This window comes from Serratia sp. Ag1 (assembly GCF_000743355.1).
In the GTDB taxonomy this organism is placed as follows: Bacteria; Pseudomonadota; Gammaproteobacteria; order Enterobacterales; family Enterobacteriaceae; genus Chania.
This window is the reverse complement of sequence record NZ_JQEI01000015.1, coordinates 36,840-56,958: the sequence shown is the minus strand read 5'-3', so window position 1 is coordinate 56,958 and position 20,119 is coordinate 36,840. Positions and strand designations below refer to the sequence as shown.

Here is a 20,119-nt window from a genome sequence, read left to right as displayed (position 1 = left end):
GTGCTTCTCCGCTGGCCTTCAGGGCACCATTTTCACACCGGCAAGACGCACGACGCCGTCCGGCCAAGCCTTAAAGCCTTCCAGCTTCTTACTCAGGCCAAAAATGCGTGGCTCAAAATAGAGGTAGGCAATCGGCATATCGATGTCCAACTGCTTCACCACTTGGTTGTACAGCGCCTGACGCGCCGCCGGATCGTTGGTCTGGCGCGCTTGCGTCAGCCATTCATCGACCTGCGGATTGCTGTAGCCGCCGTCGTTAAGCGTGCCTTTGCTGTGAACAAACGAGAAAATGCTGCCATCGGGATCGGGCCGCCCTGACCAGCCTGACAGGCTGAGCTGGTATTCACCGCGCTGCTGGCGATCAAGCAGAGTCGCGAACTCGTTCATTTGCAGGTTGAGGTTAAAACCGGCCTCGCCCACCATCGCCTGGAGCACTTGGCCCACCTGTTGTGAGATCGAGTCATTGGTGACCAGCAGCGTGACGTTGAGCGGCGTCTTCACCCCGGCGGCAGCCAGCAGCGCTTTAGCCTTTTCTACATCGCGTGGAGCAACCGGCATGTTGACGTGATAAGGGCTAACGGTGGAAATCCCCTGGTTGGCTGAAGTCGCCAACCCTTCAAATGCCACCTGATTCAACGCCTCGCGATCGATCGCCAATGAGAAAGCCTCGCGCACTCGCGCATCTTTGGCGAACAGGTTATTAGGATCGACCTTACCGTTGGCGATGTTAAAGGTAATCCCCTGATAACCCAGGCCGGTCACCTTGGCCAAGCTCAGTTTCGGATCGGCCTCCACGGTTTTCACATCGCTGGCGGCAATGCGCTCTGTCAGATCGAGATCGCCAGAGCGCAGGTTCGCCAAGCGTACCGAAGCATCAGGGATTGGCAGGAACACCACCTTATCGAAGTGGTAGGCAGACTTGTTCCAGTAGTTTTCAAAGCGCTTTAGCACGATGCGATCCTGCTGCACCCGGCTGTCAAACTGGTAAGGGCCGGAACACACTGGCTGAGTGGCGAAATCCGCTTTGGCAGCAGCTTTCGGTGCCAGCATTGCTCCAGCACGATCGGTCAGTTGGCTGAGCAGTGCCGCGTCGGCGGTTTTCAGGTGAAACACCACCTGATAAGGCTCGGTGACATCAACCGACGCAATGGAAGAAATTTCACTTTTACGCAGCGATCCCGGCAGGGTTAATGCCCGTTCGATATTGAACTTCACCGCTTGCGCGTCGAATTTCTCGCCGTCGTGGAACGTGACGCCCTGACGCAGATTCATGGTGAGGGTTTTACCCTCATCGCTCCATGCCCAGTCGGTAGCCAACCCCGGCACAATCTTCAGATTTTCATCAATATCCACCAGCCGATCGCACATCGCCGCAAACACGAAGCGGCCATAATAAGTGCGCGCCAAATGCGGATCCAACATGTCTGGATCGGCCCCCAAACCAATGCGCAGGGTGCTTTCTGCCTGTGCCTGTACGCTGGCTCCGGTCAGTAGCAGGCCACCGAGCACACTCAATAACATATGACGTCCTTTCATCGCGTTACTTCTCCTGAGGGGATTGGTGATTGTTGACTCACAGCCTGCTCAAACAGCGCGCGGCGGCGTAAAAATGCAGATGACGGTGGAGCTATTTCAATCACGCTGCGATCGCGGTTAATCTCTTGCCAACGGTGGCAAGCTACCTGACGGCCACCGGCCAATACCTGATTAATGGGCTCATGTTGACGGCATTCGTCGCGAACGTGCGGACAACGGGTATGAAATCGGCAACCGCTGGGTGGTGCAGCCGGGTTCGGCAGATCGCCCTGCAGCATCGGTATTTCCCGCTCAATACCCGGTTTGAGCTGCGGCGCGCAGGCGATCAGCGCCTGGGTATAAGGGTGCAACGGCGCGTCAAAAATCTCATCGACGCTGGCCAGTTCGACAATCTGCCCCAAATACATCACCGCGACGCGATCGCTCATATGGCGGATCACCGCCAAACCGTGGGCCACGATCACCATGGTCAGGCCAAATTGTGATTTCAGGTTCTCCAGCAGATTGACCACCTGCGCCTGTACCGACACATCCAGCGCAGAAACCGGCTCATCCCCCAGCAGCAGCTTGGGGCCGCTGGCCAGCGCGCGGGCAATGCCGATGCGCTGACGCTGGCCGCCGGAAAACTCGTGCGGATAGCGCTGTGCCCAGGCGGCAGGCAAACCGACAGTACGCAACAGTTGATGCACCTTTTCCTGACGATCGCCGCTTGATAACGACTCATGCAGCCAGATCGGCTCGCCTACGATATTTTCCACCGTCATACGCGGGTTCAGCGAGGCAAACGGATCCTGAAAAATAATCTGTAACTCGCGGCGCAGTTGATTCAGCCGGTTGCCGCTGGCATGGGTAATCTCTTCCCCCTGATAAAACACCTGGCCGTGGCTGGCCGCGAGCAGGCGCAGCAGCAGGCGACCCAGCGTCGATTTACCGGAACCGGATTCACCGACGATCGCCAAAGTTTCTCCGGGCATCACTTGCAGCGAAACACGGTCAACGGCGGTCACTTGCTTGTTACGTTTAAACAATGAGGTCGGGCCGCTAAAGGTTTTGCTTAAATCGGTGCAGGCAAGAATGGGCGTCTTCATATTGATGCTCCCTGAGCCACGGAATGTTCCAGCGGTGCGCGGAAACAGGCCACCTGATGCTGCGGATTCAACACTTGCAGCGGGGGTTTTTGCTGATGGCAACGCGCCTCGGCAAACGGGCAGCGGGTAGCAAAACGGCAGCCAGCGGGCATCTGCTCCGGTAGCGGCACGTTGCCAGGAATGGTTGCCAATTTGGCGCTGCGCGCACCGAGGCTGGGAATCGACCCCATCAGACCGATGGTGTAAGGATGCTGAGGATCGTTAAACACCTCGGCCACCTCACCGCTTTCCACCACTTGCCCGGCATACATCACCGCCACCCGCTGCGCCACTTCGGCCACCACGCCCAAGTCATGGGTGATCATCAATACCGCAGTACCGGTTTCCTGTTTCAGGGTGTTGAGCAGTACCAGGATCTGCGCCTGAATAGTGACGTCGAGCGCGGTAGTGGGTTCATCGGCAATCAGCAATTGCGGGTGGTTGATCAACGCCATAGCGATCATCACGCGCTGGCGCATACCGCCGGAAAGCTGGTGCGGATAGGCTTTCAGGCGCATTTCCGCCGCCGGGATCTGCACCTTTTCCAAAATCTCCAGCGCCACGCTCATCGCCTCGCGACGGCTGCAATCACGGTGGCGCATCACAGCTTCGCTGAGTTGATCGCCAAGCGTAAACGCCGGGTTGAGCGAGGTCATCGGTTCCTGAAAGATCATCGCCATCTGGTTGCCGCGCAGATCGGCGTAGTCGCGAGCGCTTAACTGGCGCAGATCGTGATGGTTGAAGTACATCTCACCGCCGTTGACCTGCGCGCTGCTGGGCAATAACCCCATCAGTGCCAGCGAGGTAATGCTCTTGCCGCAGCCGGACTCACCCACCAGCGCCAGCGTTTCCCCGGCGTAAACGGTGAGTGAAATGTTATCCAGCACCGTGACCGGCGAACCGCTGAACTGGACGTTAAGATCCTGCAGGCGCAGCACCGGGGTACAGGCAGAAGAAAGGCTCATGGCAGCTCCTCGTCACTCTGGTTGATCGCCTCAAGCAGCGCCTGTTGCAGCGCCAGCAGGTGTTCACGCATCGCCTGCGCGGCCTCCACCGGCTGGCGCGCCGCAATGTGTTGCACCAAGCGGACGTGGTGGTGATCATAATGCTCCAGCCGCGCTGGCGTGCGCGCCTGCACGCGCAGATGCTGCCAGGCGGGCTCACGGCGCACGGCGTCAATGGCATCAAACAGGCTGAGCATCAGGCGGTTGCCTGCCGCTTCGGCTATGGCGCGGTGAAAGGCGCTGTCCCACAGCTCATGTTGATCGCTATCGTTCAGCGTGATGTTGTGCATACGCTCTAACAAGCGCTGCATCAGGGCGATTTGTTCTTTGCTGGCGCGCAGCGCCGCTAAACGCGCCAAGCCCGGCTCCAGTTGGATGCGCGCTTCCATCACTTCCAACAGGTTCGACTGTTGGGGCAAATCCTGCAATTGCAGCGGCTGCACTGGCGCAGCCGGGCCGACAAAGGTACCTTTCCCCTGTTTACGCCAAACCCGCCCCTCTTCTTCCAGCACGTTCAACGCCCGGCGGATCTCCCGCCGACCAACAGCAAAACGCTCTGCCAGCTCACGCTCGGTGGGCAAGGCCAGCTCGGGCTGTATGTCGTCTTGCTGAATCAATTGACGGAGCTTTTCCAATGCGGAACTGGAGTTTGCGCTGCGGCCAGCCATTTCATCCATTATTGGTTCGCCTATATTTTAATCGCAAAAAAGATTGAAAAGAGGTTTTTGTTACATTTAAGTTAAAATTAAGTTATCACAAGGATATTAAACGCACAATACGGGTTGTTAATGGATAAGCAAGAAAAGAACCAATTTTTATTGGTTCGAGATTATGCAAGGCAGTAATTCACTTAATGAATTGAATTAAAAGATAATTATATTTACGCGCCAAGCTAGGGGGAGAGAAAACTCTCGAGACAAGATGACATGCGGCGCGCCAAATGAGGGCATGGATGCTGCATTAGAGTGCATAGTCCTACGAAACAGTTCAGCCAGTTCAGATCAATCGCAACCCATGCCTATGCAACACATATGCATATGCTAGGAATAGGTATATAATTAACCTCAACAACTGACATACCTGCACATCCTTAAATGCAAAACGGAGGAATGCCATCATGCGAATTGTATCGGTATTTAAAAACGGTAATAACCGGGCGATACGTCTGCCACGCGACCTGGATTTTGACGGTGTTAATGAGCTGGAGATTATCCGTGAAGGCGACACGATCATCCTACGTCCGGCCAAACCCAACTGGAGCTCCTTCCTTAAGGAAGAAAAAGCAGATGGGGACTTTATGGCAGATCGCGAGGATGTGATCAGCGATGACGGGCGTTTTGCGTTATGAGTAAGGTCTATATGTTGGACACTAACATCTGTTCATTCATCATGCGGGAACAGCCAGAAGCCGTCATTAACCGTCTGCAGCAAACCGTGTTGAGCAAACACCGTATCGTGGTATCAGCCATCACTTATGCCGAAATGCGCTTCGGCGCTATCGGCAAGAAAGCCTCACCACGCCACACAGCACTGGTTGATGCGTTCTGCACACGACTCGACGCCGTGCTGCCTTGGGATCGAGCCGCCGTAGATGCAACCACAAAAATTAAGGCTGCTCTGGCGGTCACTGGCACACCAATCGGGCCAAACGACACCGCCATTGCCGGACATGCGATCGCTGTGGAAGCCATTCTGGTAACAAATAATACACGGGAATTTGAGCGCGTACCGGGGCTGATGCTGGAAGACTGGGTAAATTAACCCCTCAATAAAAAACCCGTAATCTCCTGCGAGATTACGGGTTTTCACACGCTGATAAGAGGGTTCAAGCAATACTTAAACCGAGCATTACTGCAGTACCGAAATATCCGCCACTTGCAGGAACAGCTCGCGCAGCTTGCTCAGCAGCGTCAGGCGGTTCACACGCACCGCTTCATCTTCTGCCATCACCATCACGCCATCAAAGAAAGCATCGACGGTTTCACGCAGCGCGGCCAGTTCTACCAGGGCTTCCTGATAGCGGCCTGCGGCGAAGTCCGGTTGCAGCTTGTCGCGCAGCACTACCAGGTGAGTCGCCAGCTTGAGTTCAGCCGGTTCTTTCAGCACGGAAGCACGTACCTGATCCAACAAGGTATCCGTGGACTTAGCCAGAATATTGGAAACACGCTTGTTGGCTGCCGCCAATGCCGCCGCCTCTTCCAACGTGCGGAAGTGGGTGACCGCCTTCACGCGCGCATCAAAATCCGCCGGTTTGGTTGGGCGACGCGCCAATACCGCCTGAATGGTGTCTACCGCGTGGCCTTCTTCCTGATACCAGGCACGGAAACGGCCCAGCATAAAGTCGACAACCTCGTCCACCACCTTGGCGTTGGTCAGCTTGCTGCCGTATAGGCGCACGGCCTCTTCGGTCAGGGTTTGCAGATCCAGCGGCAAGTTTTTCTCAACGATAATGCGCAGCACACCCAGCGCGGCACGGCGCAGAGCGAACGGGTCTTTATCGCCTTTCGGATGCTGCCCGATACCGAAGATCCCGGCCAGGGTGTCCATCTTGTCGGCGATCGCCAGAGAGCAAGCCACCAGCGACTGCGGCAGTTCGTCACCGGCAAAGCGCGGTTGATACTGCTCGTTCAGCGCCACTGCAACGTCTTCTGCTTCACCGTCGTGGCGCGCATAGTGCATGCCCATCACACCTTGGGTGTCGGTGAATTCAAACACCATGTTGGTCATCAGATCGCACTTCGACAGCAGCCCGGCGCGCGTGGCGTGGTTGACGTCTGCACCAATCTGCCCGGCAATCCAGCCAGCCAGTGCCTGAATGCGGTCGGTTTTATCACGCAAAGTGCCCAATTGCTGTTGGAACAGCACGGTTTCCAGGCGCGGCAGGTGATCTTCCAGCCGTTTTTTGCGATCGGTATTGAAGAAGAACTCGGCATCAGCCAGGCGCGGGCGCACCACCTTCTCGTTACCGGAGATGATTTGCTGCGGATCTTTCGATTCAATGTTAGCCACGAAGATAAAGTTCGGCAGCAGCTTGCCTGCAGCGTCGTACACCGGGAAATACTTCTGGTCACCCTTCATGGTGTACACCAGCGCTTCTGCCGGTACCGCCAGGAATTTTTCTTCGAACTTGGCGGTCAGCACTACCGGCCATTCCACCAGCGAGGCCACTTCTTCCAGCAGGCTTTCACTCAGATCGGCTTTGCCGCCAATCTTCTGTGCTGCCAGCTCGGCGTCACGCTTGATCAGCGCTTTACGGGCTTCGTAATCAGCGATCACTTTACCGCGCTCTTGCAGGATCTGCGGGTATTGGTCGGCGTGGTCGATGGTGAACTCCAGCTCACCCATAAAGCGGTGGCCGCGCAGCGTGCGCGCAGAATCGATACCCAGCACGGTACCTGGGATCAGTTCAGCCCCCAGCAACAGGGTTACGGTATGTACCGGGCGCACAAACTGGGTGTCTTTATCGCCCCAGCGCATCAGTTTCGGGATCGGCAATTTGGCCAGCGCAGTGCTCACCATACCTGCCAGCAGTTGCTGCGCAGATTGGCCCGGCACATGGGCGCGATACAGCAGCCATTCGCCTTTGTCGGTCACCAGACGCTCGGCCTGCTCGACGGTGATGCCACAGCCGCGTGCCCAACCTTCAGCCGCTTTGCTCGGTTGGCCGCTGGCGTCGAAAGCCTGGGCAATCGCCGGGCCGCGTTTTTCAACTTCACGATCGGCCTGCGCAGCGCTCAGGTTGGCCACTTTCAGTGCTAAACGACGCGGTGCAGCAAACCAGCTCACGGCACCGTGCTCGAGGCCGGCGTTATCCAGTTCAGCGGTAAAATTCGCGGCAAACAATTCTGCCAGTGAACGAAGAGCCTTCGGCGGCAGCTCTTCCGTGCCGATTTCCACCAGGAAAGTCTGTTGAGTCATGGCTGCCTCTATCATTTCTTATGACACATTGGGAAGCCCAGCGCTTCGCGGGAAGCGTAGTAGGCCTCGGCAACGGCTTTGGTCAGCGTGCGGATACGCAGAATATAGCGCTGGCGTTCGGTGACCGAGATCGCCTTGCGTGCATCCAGCAGGTTGAAGGTGTGGGCAGCCTTCAAGATACGTTCGTAAGCCGGTAGTGGCAGCGGTTTTTCCAGCGCCAGCAGGGTTTGCGCTTCCTTCTCATACTGCTCGAAGCAGCTGAACAGGAAATCGACATCGGCGTATTCGAAGTTGTAGGTGGACTGCTCCACTTCGTTCTGGTGGAACACATCGCCGTAAGTGGTCACACCTAACGGACCGTTGCTCCACACCAGATCGTAAACGCTGTCCACGCCCTGGATATACATCGCCAGGCGTTCCAGGCCGTAGGTGATCTCACCAGTCACCGGTTTGCACTCCAGGCCACCGACCTGCTGGAAGTAGGTGAACTGCGTCACTTCCATGCCGTTCAGCCACACTTCCCAGCCCAGACCCCAGGCACCGAGCGTCGGGTTTTCCCAGTTGTCTTCTACAAAGCGGATATCGTGAATGGTCGGATCCAGACCCAGCTCTTTCAGTGAGCCCAGGTACAGTTCCTGAATGTTTTCCGGCGATGGCTTAATCACCACCTGGAATTGGTAATAATGTTGCAGGCGGTTCGGGTTTTCCCCGTAGCGGCCATCGGTCGGACGGCGTGACGGCTGCACATAGGCGGCGGCCATTGGCTCCGGCCCCAGTGCGCGCAGGCACGTCATTGGGTGAGAGGTTCCCGCGCCGACTTCCATGTCCAATGGTTGAACGATGGTGCAGCCTTGGCGCGCCCAATAGTCCTGCAGTGTCAGGATCAGGCCCTGAAAGGTCTTGGTATCAAACTTTTGCATGTTAGATTCGCACGCGATACAAGTGGATTTAAAAGAATGTGCCAGTATACCCGTTGACCGTAAGATATACAGCCAGAATCCCGCAACAAGTGTGAATCATTGATCAGGCCACTTTAGGATTCTGCATCTGGGAGCACTGGCCGGATCAGTTGCAACTCGATCCCCAGCCTGATGGCATGTTTGGCGTTGGTCACGCCCAGCTTTTTTACCGCGTTGCCAATATGATATTTGACCGTGGTCAGCTTTATCCCCAACAGGGAGGCAATTTCCTGATAGGACTTGCCTACACTGGCCCAATAAATAATCTCATTCTCACGTTTTGAGAAAATCTCTTGGTTATTCATTGCTTCAAAATAGACCTTACCATTCAGCTCTTGGTAAAGTGTGGTGAGCTTTTCATGTACGGTCAGCAATAACATCTGGAGTTTATGTTTATTATTATCGATTTCCTCTATGATACCGCCGCACTGTTTGTCTATCAGAATAGAAAGCACCGCAAGATTATGGTTATAATCATGCAGGACAAAGGTATATCCATTAATAACCCCGTAATCCTTGGCCATATCAAAAATTCTGGAAAGCTTCAGCCCGGAGTTTATCATGATATTCTCATCCCAAGGGAACGGCGTTACCCGCTGCGTTGCAGTGATAACAACCGGATCGATAAACTGATAGTTATTTTCTTTATAAACCTCAAACCATTCTTTTTTATTAGAAATAATTGCAATATTCGCCGGGTTTCTTTTATTTATTATGCCATAGACGAAATTTATGTTTTTATACTCAGCCAACTTTCTTTCTAAATAGTTCTCTATAGTGGCATTAATAAAATCATTATTAAAGAATAAATCAGACACCAGCCCCCTCCTTATAAACCCGAAAAAAATAAAATTCTAACATAGGCGACGAATTTCGCTATCAGCAGATCTACGCACTAAAATTCGAGACAAACAATCGGACCATGGCTGAAAAATCGGAGCGTTGCAAGAAGGGTGATTGAGAGGTACAAAAAAAACAGAAAAACCGTATATATCGATATACAGTTCATAAAACAAACAAAAATTCCCCTGGTGCTGACCAAATAATTGATTCTGGAATGCTTTTATCAGTATTTTATCGCTAGCCGATAACAATCAGGCATCTTATGCAATCAAGAGTACATAATGACTATACAAAAGTATAGTCATTACCTGTACTTTTTCCTGCTAGATACATTGGCGATTTTTTCATCGTAACGATAAACAAGGCCTTGCCCTGCAACACCTTGTTTTTATTGCCTTCAGAACCGTGCGCTGATCCCGACGTTATACATAAATTGTTCCCCGCTGCTCAAGCCGCCCGTTTGCGAAACCGAGGTGAAGGCCGCAACCTGCTCGGTCAACGGCACATTGGCCCCCAGCGTCATATTGACCCAGTTTTTATCCTGGCTGGCGCTGTCCTGGGTAAAGGAAGTCTGGGTTGATTTCAACCCGCCACCTGCACGGTAGACATCATCACCAAACTGGTGCTGATAGCTCACCTCGGCAAAAGGGTTAACCACGCCCAACTGTGCATCCAACCGCCACCCCAAAGCCGCAATCTGTGAACGATAGGTCTGATCGTTGAACCGCATCGCGGTGCTGTCGTTGCCGTCCTCGCTATAACCAGAAACGTTGCTGTAATCCCAGGCAAACTGCGCCAGCGGCCCGGTAGTCAGAGAGGAAGTCAGCGGGAAATCATAACCTGTGGTTATGCGCGCGCCCCACTGTTTGCCCGACGTCGAACCGGTTTCGGTACGGCTCAACGGGCCCAATGACATGCTGCGGCGAATGTCGTCGTAATTCATCGTCATATAATGCAGATCCGCATTCACCCAGCCCTGTTCAAACAGCGTCAGGGCACTGAACGCAGAGAACAGCACACCACGGGCTTTATATTCATAACGGCTGGAAGGCTGCTGATCGTCATTGGAACCGGCCAGTAACGCACCGATCAACCAGTCATCCGTCAACTGATAGTCCACCCCCACCGTCAGGTTATGCGTGGTGGCATCGCCATCACCTGCCACCAGATTCGCCGAATAATCATAACGTTGACCAGCATACCCCCCGAATACCCCTAATGAGCCTTGCGGATTATTGCTGGAGCGCAGCTGCTGGAAACGGCCATCCAGAGTGGCATGGCTGTCGCGCGCCATGGCCGCTGTCGCCTGATTGAGCGCCACCGCCTGTGCCGGGCCATCGAGCACCGCCTGGATATAGTCAGCAATCAGTTGATGTGCCTGTGGGCTAGGGTGGAGATGATCGGCAAACAGATAAGACTGGCTGCCGTCAAAACCCGGCGTCGACGAGTTACATACCGCCGATGACACCCCTGCCGGGCAAGCCATCCCGGCGGTGTTAGCAAAACCAAACAGCCCTGGGTTGGCAATCGCCTCGTTGAAGAGCTGGTTAACATCCACCCGCACGATATTGCCACCGCTCTGTGCCAGCAAACGCTCTTCACTCTGATTATAAAAATCAGTGAGTTGTGCGGTCTGAGCACTCAGGCTGTCAAAAGCAGCGATCAATTGCGCGGCTATCAGTTGTTGCACCTGCGGGTTCGCACTGCCCTGCGCCGCTGCAGCGCTCAACGCCTGATGAATCGCCTGTTGTCGCGCCGCCGGATCCGGCGTGGCCAGCGCATTGAGCGTGGCATAGGCTGCCTGTATGGCAGCCCCCTGCACCGGGGCAAGCGCCTGCTGGATAATCAGTTCCATCAATTGGGGAGTAGAACCGATATTCGGCACCGTTGGCACAATCACCGTTCCAGCCCCTGCATTAAGCAGCGAATGTACCTGCGCCGCCGCCGCTGTGGCGCTGATGTAAGCAACCTTTTGCGCCGTGGCCGGGTTCATGGCCGCTGCCGCTAAATCGTTGCCACCAATCCAGTGGATATAGAGCCCATCGCCATCCGCTTTGCCGTTAACCCGAGCAAGATAGTGCTGCACCTGATCCTGAGTATTGTCCAGCGGGTTGAGTGCAGGCACCGCTACTCCGCCACCCGCAGCATAGTTGTAACCACCATCGTCAGAAGCGAGCAGCGCAGCGCCAATCTGCTGGGCAAGCGCTTCGTCATACAGCAGATGTTGACGGTTGTCGTAGGTAAATCGCCCGTTGTTGCCGGTATCACTCAGGCTGTCACCAAACACGTAGAGTTGATCATAAGCCTGTACCGGAGCACTGAGAAAAAACGCCAAAGCCACTGCAAGCGCCGCCGGGCGCGGCATGCAAATCGTTTTTAGAGGCATTAATAGACTCCTCTGAGCCAGAGAAAATGAAAAATCACGCTTTTTATCGTTGGCCGTTATCTCGCAGCCATGCTGTAAATATTGCTGGCTTTCACATTACGTCAAGCCAAGTGCTGCTAAAACCATCAAAAGCTTGCCAGCCAGACCACTTCAGGCGATGATTACCTGTAAATAAATACAGCATAAGGAACATCAGTATGACCAGCGAGCGTTGCGGTTGGGTGACAGCCGATCCGTTGTATCTTGAGTATCACGACAATGAATGGGGTACACCCACCACCGATACGCAGGAACTGTTTGAAATGCTCTGCCTGGAGGGGCAGCAGGCCGGGCTTTCCTGGATCACTGTACTGAAAAAGCGCGAAAACTATCGTCGGGCTTTCCACAATTTCGATCCACAACGTGTTGCTGCCATGACCGAACAGGATGTGGAAACCCTGCTGCAAGACAGCGGTATTATCCGCCACCGCGGCAAAATCGAAGCCATTATTACCAATGCCAAATCCTATTTAGCCATGGAAGCTGCAGGTGAAGACTTCGTCACCTTTATCTGGAGTTTTGTCGACGGAGAACCGGTACTGAATCACTGGCAAGCATTGAGCGAAGTTCCGGCAAAAACCGAACGTTCAGACGCCATGTCCAAAGCCCTGAAAAAACGCGGCTTCAAGTTTATCGGCTCCACCATCTGCTATGCCTTTATGCAGGCCAGCGGCTTGGTGAACGATCATCTTACCGGCTGCATCAGCCACCCAAAGCGGCGCGGGGCGTAATCCGCACCGCCCATTCCACCGACATCGAAACGTTGATGACGCTGTGGTTGGCCAGCACGACCCAGGCGCACCCGTTTATTGCGCAGGAGTATTGGCTGCAAAGTGCTGAACTGGTGCGCCACAGTTACCTGCCGCAAGCCCAAAGCTGGGTTTATCTGCATGGCGGGCAAGTCGTTGGTTTTATCAGCGTGTTGAATGAGTGCTTCGTGGGGGCGCTATTTGTTAAGCAGGAATTTCATGGCAAAGGGATCGGCCAGGCATTGATGGCCTACGTGCAGCAGCGCCACCGCTGGTTGAGCCTGGAAGTTTATGAGCAGAATTTGCGCGCCTGTGCATTTTACCGCAAGCTGGGGTTTCGTCAGATGCAGCGCCTGTTCAACCAGGAAACCCAGGCTTATACGCTGATCATGAACTGGGCAGTTGTCGACCTGCATGACGCCTGAATCACTCCCCTCCCGACCCATTAAGAGGGGAGCCTTATCTTAAAGATGGAACTACCGGTAATAATTCGGTTTTTTCTGGTTCATCTCCCACTGGCTGGCGGGTAATTTGCCCCGTTATCTTTGTAGGCACTCGGTGCAACTTAGCTGTTCCGTGTTGGAACAGCTCACTACAGATATTGATGCCATTTAAGGGAAAACCATGAAAAAACGCATTGCGATTATTGCTGGAGCCGTCGCCATTATCATGACGCTCTCCGCTTGTACCACCAACCCTTACACCGGGGAATCACAAGCGGGCAAAGCCGGGATTGGCGCTGGCGTTGGCGCAGTTCTGGGAGCCGGTATCGGCGTGCTCTCTTCATCGAAAAAGGATCGCGGCAAAGGGGCCCTGATCGGCGCCGCAGCCGGAGCAGCACTGGGCGGCGGAGCCGGTTATTACATGGACGTACAGGAAGCCAAACTGCGTGAAAAAATGCAGGGTACCGGCGTCAGCGTTACCCGTCAGGGCGACAATATCGTGCTGAATATGCCAAATAACGTCACCTTTGACACCAACAGCAGCACCTTGAAACCGGCAGGAGCTAATACGCTGGTGGGCGTGGCGATGGTGCTGAAAGAGTATGAAAAAACCGCCGTCAACGTGGTAGGCCATACCGACAGCACCGGTGCCCGCGCGCTCAACATGACGCTCTCGCAGCAACGTGCCGATGGCGTTGCCAGCGCATTAATCACCCAAGGTGTCGCCGCTAACCGCATCCGCTCCAGCGGTGTCGGCCCGGACCAGCCAATTGCCGCCAACAACACCGCAGAAGGCAAGGCGCAAAACCGCCGCGTTGAGATCACCCTCAGCCCACTGCAGTAATGCCGTGCGGGGCGTCAGCCCCGCCAGCCCGCCCGACTCCCCACAAACAGAAAACCCCGCCCTTCTCCGCTCAGCACTTTATGTTATTTTAAACAAATCGTTAGCTTGCAGGAGTTTGTGATGAAACCTTCCATTGTGTTGTACAAAAGCATTCCCTCGGATCTGCATAAACGGCTGGAACAACATTTTACCGTCCATGCCTTCGACGAGCTGAACCCAGAGAACCCCGCCCTAAAACAGGCTCTGCAACAGGCCGAAGGGATTATCGGCTCTGGCGGCAAAATTGACGACGCATTCCTGCAACAGGCCCCCAAGCTGCGCGCGGCGTCAACCATTGCCGTGGGTTACGATAACTTTGATGTTGATGCACTCAACGCGCGCAACATCGCGCTGATGCATACGCCAACCGTGCTGACCGAAACCGTCGCCGACACCTTGATAGGTTTGATGCTCGCCACCGCGCGCCGCATGGCAGAAGTGGCAGAACGGGTGAAAGCCGGGGAATGGCAGGAGAGTATCGGCCCTGAGTGGTATGGCGTGGATGTGCATCATAAAACCATCGGCATCCTCGGCATGGGCCGCATCGGCATGGCGCTGGCGCAACGTGCACACTTTGGTTTCGGCATGCCGGTGCTGTATAACGCCCGCCGCGTTCATCAGCAAGCAGAGCAACGCTTCAACGCCCGCCGCTGCGATCTCGACACACTGCTGGCCGAGTCTGACTTTCTCTGCATTATCCTGCCGCTGACCGACGAAACCTTCCATATGATTGGCCGTGAACAGTTGGCGAAGATGAAAAAGAGCGGCATCCTGATTAACGCAGGTCGCGGCCCGGTGATCGATGAAGCTGCGCTGATCGAAGCCCTGCAAAACGGTACGATTCATGCCGCCGGGCTGGATGTGTTTGAGCAGGAACCGCTACCGGTAAGCTCACCGCTGCTGAAGATGCCGAACGTGGTGGCGCTGCCGCACATCGGTTCTGCCACCCATGAAACCCGCTACGGCATGGCCGCCTGCGCAGTGGATAATCTGATCGCCGCGCTGACCGGCCCGGTGCAAGAAAACTGCGTCAATCCGCAGGTACTGCAAGCAATATTGCAGAAGTAACTCAGGCTCAGTGCAATTGGCTGATTGTGCAACCTGGACAAATGTCTATACTGTAGTAAGACAAATGAGAAATCCGGAGATGTTATGCGCACATTCAGCCCATCTAAGCGGCCAACCAGTAATGAACTGTGGCGCACTGCCGGTTTCCCTGCCAGCAGGGGGCCGGAGTTAATCTTGCGCCTGCGCCAAGGTCTGCCGGTGTCGGTGATTGAAACCATCCACAGTTGGGCGGGTTTTCCGAAAGCGGATATCCTGCGTATTACCGGCATCAATGCCAAAACGCTAAGCCGCAGAAAAGCGGGCAGCGGGGTATTGAGCCCGGACGAGAGCGAAAAGATTGCGCGCCTGATCCGTGTGGCCGATGCCGCCGTCGCGCTGTTTGAAGGCGATCGCGAAAAAGCCGTCAACTGGATGCGTAAGCCCGTGCGTGGCCTGGCAAATGAAACCCCGGAAAGCCTGCTGAATACCGAAAGCGGCGCGGTTGAGGTGCTCGATCTCATCGGCAGACTTGAGCACGGCGTCTTCTCATGATCGGTTATCGCATCGTGAAAACCAAGTACCTGGATAGCGCCTGGTCAGGTTACGGTGCCCAACAATATGGTGGCCGCTGGAACCACAAAGGCAACGCCATGATCTACCTGGCAACCTCGGTTTCATTGGCGATGCTCGAATGCCTGGTGCACTTCGACGAAGCCGCCCTGTTGCAGCATTACACCCTGTTGAGTATTGAGGTGGCCGACACGGATATCATTACACTGGAACCCAGCGCATTGCCCGCAAACTGGCAGCAATTAACCGCGCCGCAAGAAACCATGGATATCGGTTCTGAATGGTTGTACTCAGGGACATCTGTCGGTTTACTGGTCCCCTCGGTGGTGGTACCGATGGAAAACAACCTGTTGATTAACCCCCAACACGCTGATTTCGCCGCCTGTATTGCCAGCGTTCGGGCAGTCCCTCATCTGTTTGATACCAGACTGAAATACTAATACTTTTCCCGCGGACGCCTGCGCGTATGCAATACCCTGAGAATATGTATTTCATGGTTTTTTATTCTGTAGGGGATCAGATAAGGGAAGGTTTGCATCACAATTTCCCGCGTTCCCATCACTCTACCTGCACGGCCTAACGCCGGATTGGCAATCAGCAAGTTAACCAGGCGGAAAACCTCTCTGGCAAATTCAGTCGCCACTTGCGGGCTCTCTTGGCAAAACCAGTCATACTCATCATCAAAATTGATTGCGGCTTTCCTTAGCCATTTAATTTCCATCGTGATCAATCACTCCCATTCGCTTAAAACGGGCCGTCATCTCAGCGTCTGATGCAAAGTCGCCGTTATCCGCCTCAGTGATGGCCTGTTGAATTTCAGCCACTTGCCAAGCTTCACGGTTTAAGAAATCCCGAATCGCTTGTGCCGCCAGGAAGGATTTGGTTCTGCCGGTCGTTTTCGCCAAGGCTTCAAGCTGCGCGGAGAGATCGTCAGAGAGTCGAACAGACATCACACTCATAGGTTTACCTCACACTACAATGTATACATTGTAGTGTAGATTAAAAAAACAACAGAACATAGTCAAACCTCTCACCCTGCCCCCTCCGCCCCCAAATTCCCACCAGGGGAGGAGGCGATTTTTCCTTCATACCGCAAACTGAGCACAACCCTAGGATAAAAACGCTTCCTACCCTGAGTAAGGAGAGCCATGAAACGCCTGACAATTCCGCTGTTAATGCTGATTTCACCCGCAGCCTTAGCCACCTGGACGCTGCAAAGCTTCCCGGCCTTCAACGAACCTTCCTGTGGGCTGTTTATCAGCCAGGCAACGTTACCCAAAGGGCAACTGCCGTTGCAGCTTTACCAGAATAAGCAGTGCTGGCAGCCATTTGAGGCGATCAAACTCAATCAGCCCCTGTCGCTGCAACCCTGCGCGGATAACGCACCGGCCAACTGGCGGCTGTTTCGCAGCGGGGAATATCAGGTGCGCCTTGATACCCGCAGCGGCACCCCAACGCTGCAGCTTAGCCTGAAAACCGCAGCGGAAAACAGCGTCGTCGCCGTGGCTCATACTTGCCAACGCTGGGACGGCAAACCGGTCACCATCGCCGTTAACGGCACCTTTGCAGAAGGTGAAATGGTGCGCGATTTCTACTCCGGCCAAACCGCGCAGATCAGTCTGGGTAAAGTCACCCTGCAACCGGCGACCAACAGCGGTGGGATGCTGCTGTTGGAATCTGTCGCCACGCAGCGGCAGGCTGCCTTTAACTGGCACAACGCCACGGTTTATTTTGTATTGACCGATCGCTTTGAAAACGGCAACCCCGCCAACGATCACAGCTATGGTCGCCGCAGCGACGGCATGCAGGAGATCGGCACCTTTCACGGTGGCGATCTCGCTGGGCTGACGCAAAAACTGGACTATCTGCAACAGCTTGGCGTCAATGCGTTGTGGATCAGTTCACCGCTGGAGCAAATCCACGGCTGGGTTGGCGGTGGCACCAAAGGCGATTTCCCGCATTATGCTTACCACGGCTACTACCATCAGGATTGGACCAAGCTTGATGCCAATATGGGCAGTGAGCAGGATCTACGCAACCTGGTGGAGCAGGCGCACCAGCGCGGTATCCGTATCCTGTTTGACGTGGTGGTCAATCACGTCGGTTATGCCACGCTGGCCGATATGCAGCAGTTTCAGTTCGGTTCGCTATACCTGAAAGGCAGTGAACTCGAAAAAACCCTGGGTAAAAACTGGGGCAATTGGCAACCGAGCCCAGGCCAGAACTGGCACAGTTTCAACGATTACATTAATTTCAGTGATAAAGAGGGTTGGAAAAATTGGTGGGGCAAAAACTGGATCCGCACCGATATCGGCGACTACGACTCACCGGGCTTTGACGATCTGACCATGTCGTTGGCGTTTCTGCCAGACATCAAAACCGAAGCCCCCGGGGCCAGCGGTCTGCCGCTGTTTTACCGCCATAAGCCAGACACCGCCGCACGTGAAATCCCCGGAGCTACCCCCCGCGACTATCTGACCATTTGGCTCAGCCAGTGGGTACATGATTACGGCATTGATGGTTTCCGCGTCGACACCGCCAAGCACGTCGACAAACCGACGCTGGCGTTGCTGAAACAGCGCGCCGCCAAGGCGCTGGCAGAGTGGAAAGCCGCCAATCCTAAACAGGTGCTGGACGATGCACCGTTCTGGATGACCGGCGAGGCCTGGGGCCACGGTGTGATGCAGAGTGATTATTACCAGAATGGCTTTGACGCGATGATCAACTTTGATTTCCAGGATCAGGCCGCGCAGGCGCTAGGCTGTTTCTCCAATATCGACACCATCTACCAACAAATGGCCGATAAACTGCAGAACTTCAACGTGCTGAGCTATATCTCTTCGCACGATACGCGCCTGTTCTTCACCAACGATGCCAAAGGTTCACTGCCGCTGCAGCAGCGGGCGGCAGACCTGCTGTTGCTGGCTCCCGGCGCGGTGCAGATTTATTACGGGGATGAAAGCGGTCGGCCATTCGGCCCTACGGGTTCCGATCCGCTGCAAGGCACACGTTCTGATATGAACTGGGATGAGCTGAAAGGGGCCAAAGCGCCGCTACTGGCGCATTGGCAGGTACTCGGCCAGTTCCGCGCGCGCCACCCGGCGATCGGCGCAGGTACGCAGCAATCGCAACAAACACCAAGCTACTATGCGTTCAGCCGCCAGCATGCTGGCGACAAGGTGATGGTGGTGTGGGTCGGCGATCGGTCACAGTAATTCAGCGATTTATGCTAGCAAAAAACCGCCGGGCGATATCTCTCCCGACGGGGAAAATATCGCCGCATTGCGCCAGCATTTGTCTGGCGTTATGGTGGTGGTTTACTTGCTAATAACAATACTGTTGCATCTATGACTTTTTCACTTTTCGGCGACAAGTTTACTCGTTACGCGGGCATCACCCGTTTAATGGACGATATGAACGACGGCCTGCGCACCCCCGGCGCGATCATGCTCGGTGGCGGTAATCCGGCGCATATCCCAGAGATGGAAAGCTACTTCAAGCAACTGTGCCAAGAGATGCTCGATCAGGGCAAACTCACCGAAGCATTGTGCAACTACGATGGCCCGCAGGGCAAAGATACCCTGTTGAAAGCGCTGGCCAAGATGTTGCAAGACGAGCAAGGCTGGCAGATCGAACCACAGAATATTGCACTGACTAACGGCAGCCAAAGCGCGTTTTTCTACTTGTTCAACCTGTTTGCTGGTCGCTATGCCGACGGTAGCCGCCGCCGTGTGCTGTTCCCACTGGCGCCGGAATATATTGGCTATGCCGATTCCGGGCTGGACGATGGGCTATTTGTCTCTGCCAAGCCGAATATTGAGCTGTTGCCAGACGGCCAATTCAAGTATCACGTTGATTTTGAACATCTGACTATCGGCGACGACATCGGCATGATCTGCGTCTCGCGCCCAACCAACCCGACCGGTAACGTGATCACCGACGAAGAGCTGATGAAGCTCGATCTGCTGGCGCAGCAGCGGGATATCCCACTGGTGATCGACAATGCCTACGGCGTACCGTTCCCCGGCATCATTTTCAGCGAAGCCACACCGCTGTGGAACCCGAACATCATTCTGTGCATGAGCCTGTCCAAACTCGGCCTGCCGGGTTCACGCTGTGGCATTGTGATTGCCGATGAGAAAATCATCACGGCGCTCACCAATATGAACGGTATTATCAGCCTGTCACCGGGCAGCATCGGCCCGGCGGTGGCCACAGAGATGATTGAGCGCGGCGATCTGCTGCGGTTATCCAATGAAGTGATCCGCCCGTTCTACAAACAGCGGGTCGAACAGACCATCGGCATCCTGCGCCGTTATCTATCGCCGGAGCGTTGCCTGATCCACAAACCGGAAGGAGCGATTTTCCTCTGGCTCTGGTTCAAAGATCTGCCGATCAGCACCGAATTACTGTATCAGCGCCTGAAAAAGCGCGGCGTTCTGATGGTGCCGGGCCACTACTTTTTCCCTGGGTTGGAGCATGATTGGCCGCATACCCACCAGTGCATGCGCATGAACTACGTGCCAGATCCTGAGCAGATTGAGCGTGGTGTGAAAATTTTGGCTGAAGAAATCGAACAAGCACATCAGGAAGCGGGTTAAATCAGCGGGGGCTC

The 20,119-nt window shown here is 54.9% G+C and carries 20 protein-coding genes; 10 read left to right on the top strand and 10 right to left on the bottom strand.

From position 1 onward, the window contains the following. Nucleotides 1–18 precede the first annotated feature (18 nt). From IV04_RS09440 to IV04_RS09425, 4 genes are read right to left on the bottom strand one after another with little or no spacing between them, the layout of a single operon-like run. Complete coding sequence (locus IV04_RS09440; RefSeq protein ID WP_051916741.1) at nt 19–1,536, bottom strand: ABC transporter substrate-binding protein; 1,518 nt, start codon at nt 1,534–1,536, stop codon at nt 19–21. Beyond that, nucleotides 1,533–2,624: an ABC transporter ATP-binding protein gene (locus IV04_RS09435; RefSeq protein WP_037401202.1), complete on the bottom strand. Its 1,092-nt coding sequence runs from the start codon at nt 2,622–2,624 to the stop codon at nt 1,533–1,535. The genes IV04_RS09440 and IV04_RS09435 overlap by 4 nt, the downstream gene beginning before the upstream one ends. Beyond that, nucleotides 2,621–3,628 (bottom strand): ABC transporter ATP-binding protein, encoded by a 1,008-nt coding sequence (locus IV04_RS09430; protein WP_037401205.1) that lies wholly within the window; start codon nt 3,626–3,628, stop codon nt 2,621–2,623. The genes IV04_RS09435 and IV04_RS09430 overlap by 4 nt, the downstream gene beginning before the upstream one ends. Further along, on the bottom strand, nt 3,625–4,344 hold the full coding sequence (locus IV04_RS09425; protein ID WP_037401207.1) for a FadR/GntR family transcriptional regulator: 720 nt from the start codon (nt 4,342–4,344) through the stop codon (nt 3,625–3,627). Before IV04_RS09425 ends, IV04_RS09430 begins: the two co-directional genes overlap by 4 nt. 440 nt (nt 4,345–4,784) lie before the next feature. Between IV04_RS09425 and vapB the strand changes: the two genes are divergently transcribed. Next, nucleotides 4,785–5,015: a type II toxin-antitoxin system VapB family antitoxin gene (vapB, locus tag IV04_RS09420; protein WP_037401212.1), complete on the top strand. Its 231-nt coding sequence runs from the start codon at nt 4,785–4,787 to the stop codon at nt 5,013–5,015. Beyond that, nucleotides 5,012–5,428, top strand: coding sequence for a type II toxin-antitoxin system VapC family toxin (locus IV04_RS09415; protein WP_037401215.1), 417 nt, complete (start codon nt 5,012–5,014; stop codon nt 5,426–5,428). Before vapB ends, IV04_RS09415 begins: the two co-directional genes overlap by 4 nt. 87 nt (nt 5,429–5,515) lie before the next feature. Here IV04_RS09415 and glyS read toward each other — a convergent pair whose 3' ends face one another. The 4 genes from glyS to IV04_RS09395 form a co-directional block, all read right to left on the bottom strand. Further along, nucleotides 5,516–7,585: a glycine--tRNA ligase subunit beta gene (gene glyS / locus IV04_RS09410; RefSeq protein ID WP_037401218.1), complete on the bottom strand. Its 2,070-nt coding sequence runs from the start codon at nt 7,583–7,585 to the stop codon at nt 5,516–5,518. Nucleotides 7,586–7,596: 11 nt separating this feature from the next. Beyond that, a complete protein-coding gene (gene glyQ / locus IV04_RS09405) occupies nt 7,597–8,505 on the bottom strand; it encodes a glycine--tRNA ligase subunit alpha (RefSeq protein WP_037401221.1) in 909 nt (302 codons plus the stop codon). A 113-nt stretch (nt 8,506–8,618) separates the two neighbouring features. Further along, entirely contained in the window at nt 8,619–9,362 is a 744-nt protein-coding gene (locus tag IV04_RS09400) for a LuxR family transcriptional regulator (RefSeq protein WP_037401224.1), read from the bottom strand. 422 nt (nt 9,363–9,784) lie between these two features. Then, complete coding sequence (locus IV04_RS09395) at nt 9,785–11,773, bottom strand: autotransporter domain-containing esterase (RefSeq protein WP_037401226.1); 1,989 nt, start codon at nt 11,771–11,773, stop codon at nt 9,785–9,787. Between the two features lie 197 nt (nt 11,774–11,970). On the opposite strand from IV04_RS09395, the gene IV04_RS09390 reads away from it, so the two are divergent. The 6 genes from IV04_RS09390 (at nt 11,971) to IV04_RS09365 (ending at nt 15,944) form a co-directional block, all read left to right on the top strand. After that, nucleotides 11,971–12,543, top strand: a complete 573-nt coding sequence (locus IV04_RS09390) for a DNA-3-methyladenine glycosylase I (protein ID WP_037401229.1) — start codon at nt 11,971–11,973, stop codon at nt 12,541–12,543. Nucleotides 12,544–12,578: 35 nt separating this feature from the next. Then, a complete protein-coding gene (locus IV04_RS09385) occupies nt 12,579–12,986 on the top strand; it encodes an N-acetyltransferase (RefSeq protein WP_051916740.1) in 408 nt (135 codons plus the stop codon). A 199-nt stretch (nt 12,987–13,185) separates the two neighbouring features. Further along, nucleotides 13,186–13,848: an OmpA family lipoprotein gene (locus tag IV04_RS09380; RefSeq protein WP_037401234.1), complete on the top strand. Its 663-nt coding sequence runs from the start codon at nt 13,186–13,188 to the stop codon at nt 13,846–13,848. A 120-nt stretch (nt 13,849–13,968) separates the two neighbouring features. Beyond that, the gene (gene ghrB / locus IV04_RS09375) at nt 13,969–14,955 is read left to right on the top strand and encodes a glyoxylate/hydroxypyruvate reductase GhrB (RefSeq protein WP_037401237.1); all 987 of its coding nucleotides are present in this window, start codon (nt 13,969–13,971) and stop codon (nt 14,953–14,955) included. 84 nt (nt 14,956–15,039) lie between these two features. Further along, nucleotides 15,040–15,486, top strand: coding sequence for an antitoxin Xre/MbcA/ParS toxin-binding domain-containing protein (locus tag IV04_RS09370; RefSeq protein WP_037401240.1), 447 nt, complete (start codon nt 15,040–15,042; stop codon nt 15,484–15,486). After that, the gene (locus IV04_RS09365) at nt 15,483–15,944 is read left to right on the top strand and encodes an RES family NAD+ phosphorylase (protein ID WP_037401243.1); all 462 of its coding nucleotides are present in this window, start codon (nt 15,483–15,485) and stop codon (nt 15,942–15,944) included. Before IV04_RS09370 ends, IV04_RS09365 begins: the two co-directional genes overlap by 4 nt. Here IV04_RS09365 and IV04_RS09360 read toward each other — a convergent pair. Further along, nucleotides 15,941–16,225, bottom strand: coding sequence for a type II toxin-antitoxin system RelE/ParE family toxin (locus tag IV04_RS09360; protein WP_037401246.1), 285 nt, complete (start codon nt 16,223–16,225; stop codon nt 15,941–15,943). The genes IV04_RS09365 and IV04_RS09360 overlap by 4 nt on opposite strands. Further along, nucleotides 16,215–16,463 (bottom strand): CopG family ribbon-helix-helix protein, encoded by a 249-nt coding sequence (locus tag IV04_RS09355; protein WP_037401249.1) that lies wholly within the window; start codon nt 16,461–16,463, stop codon nt 16,215–16,217. Before IV04_RS09355 ends, IV04_RS09360 begins: the two co-directional genes overlap by 11 nt. 189 nt (nt 16,464–16,652) lie before the next feature. Here IV04_RS09355 and IV04_RS09350 point away from each other — a divergent pair, with 189 nt between their 5' ends. Both IV04_RS09350 and IV04_RS09345 read left to right on the top strand, forming a co-directional pair. Beyond that, nucleotides 16,653–18,719, top strand: a complete 2,067-nt coding sequence (locus IV04_RS09350; RefSeq protein ID WP_037401252.1) for an alpha-amylase — start codon at nt 16,653–16,655, stop codon at nt 18,717–18,719. A gap of 132 nt (nt 18,720–18,851) precedes the next feature. Continuing rightward, nucleotides 18,852–20,105: a valine--pyruvate transaminase gene (locus IV04_RS09345; protein WP_037401255.1), complete on the top strand. Its 1,254-nt coding sequence runs from the start codon at nt 18,852–18,854 to the stop codon at nt 20,103–20,105. Nucleotides 20,106–20,119: the final 14 nt, after the last annotated feature.